Raw genomic sequence first — 1383 nt, forward strand, 5'->3', positions numbered from 1 at the left:
GCCGGCCCCAGTGAACTCGGACCTGTTGGTTCGGGGTGATGGGTGGCTGGTCGTTGTTTGAGAACTGCACAGTGAACGCGAGCATCTGTGGCCAAGTTTTTAAGGGCGCACGGTGGATGCCTTGGCACCAGGAACCGATGAAGGACGTGGGAGGCCACGATAGTCCCCGGGGAGTCGTCAACCAGGCTTTGATCCGGGGGTTTCCGAATGGGGAAACCCGGCAGTCGTCATGGGCTGTCACCCACTGCTGAACACATAGGCAGTGTGGAGGGAACGAGGGGAAGTGAAACATCTCAGTACCCTCAGGAAGAGAAAACAACCGTGATTCCGGGAGTAGTGGCGAGCGAAACCGGATGAGGCCAAACCGTATGCGTGTGAGACCCGGCAGGGGTTGCGCATGCGGGGTTGTGGGATCTCTCTTTCACAGTCTGCCGGCTGTGAGACGAGTCAGAAACCGTTGATGTAGGCGAAGGACATGCGAAAGGTCCGGCGTAGAGGGTAAGACCCCCGTAGTCGAAACGTCAGCGGCTCGTTTGAGAGACACCCAAGTAGCACGGGGCCCGAGAAATCCCGTGTGAATCTGGCGGGACCACCCGCTAAGCCTAAATATTCCCTGGTGACCGATAGCGGATAGTACCGTGAGGGAATGGTGAAAAGTACCCCGGGAGGGGAGTGAAATAGTACCTGAAACCGTGTGCCTACAAGCCGTGGGAGCGTCGGACATCAGCTTGCTGGTGTCTCGTGACTGCGTGCCTTTTGAAGAATGAGCCTGCGAGTTTGCGGTGTGTTGCGAGGTTAACCCGGGTGGGGAAGCCGTAGCGAAAGCGAGTCCGAATAGGGCGATTCAGTAGCACGCTCAAGACCCGAAGCGGAGTGATCTAGCCATGGGCAGGTTGAAGCGGAGGTAAGACTTCGTGGAGGACCGAACCCACCAGGGTTGAAAACCTGGGGGATGACCTGTGGTTAGGGGTGAAAGGCCAATCAAACTCCGTGATAGCTGGTTCTCCCCGAAATGCATTTAGGTGCAGCGTCGTGTGTTTCTTGCCGGAGGTAGAGCACTGGATAGGCGATGGGCCCTACCGGGTTACTGACCTTAGCCAAACTCCGAATGCCGGTAAGTGAGAGCGCGGCAGTGAGACTGTGGGGGATAAGCTCCATGGTCGAGAGGGAAACAGCCCAGAGCATCGACTAAGGCCCCTAAGCGTACGCTAAGTGGGAAAGGATGTGGAGTCGCACAGACAACCAGGAGGTTGGCTTAGAAGCAGCCACCCTTGAAAGAGTGCGTAATAGCTCACTGGTCTAGTGATTCCGCGCCGACAATGTAGCGGGGCTCAAGCGTACCGCCGAAGTCGTGTCATTGCAGCATAAGCCCCAACGGGTGCT

General features: G+C 57.3%; 1 rRNA gene (only partly in view). It reads left to right on the top strand.

The window, feature by feature from the left end:
* Positions 1-89 precede the first annotated feature (89 nt).
* Positions 90-1383, top strand: a 23S ribosomal RNA gene (locus ACZ4U1_RS40135) (its annotated part continues 1864 nt past the right edge of the window); the annotation flags it as partial.

The sequence above is a fragment of the Streptomyces sp. NPDC028928 genome (genome assembly GCF_055564915.1).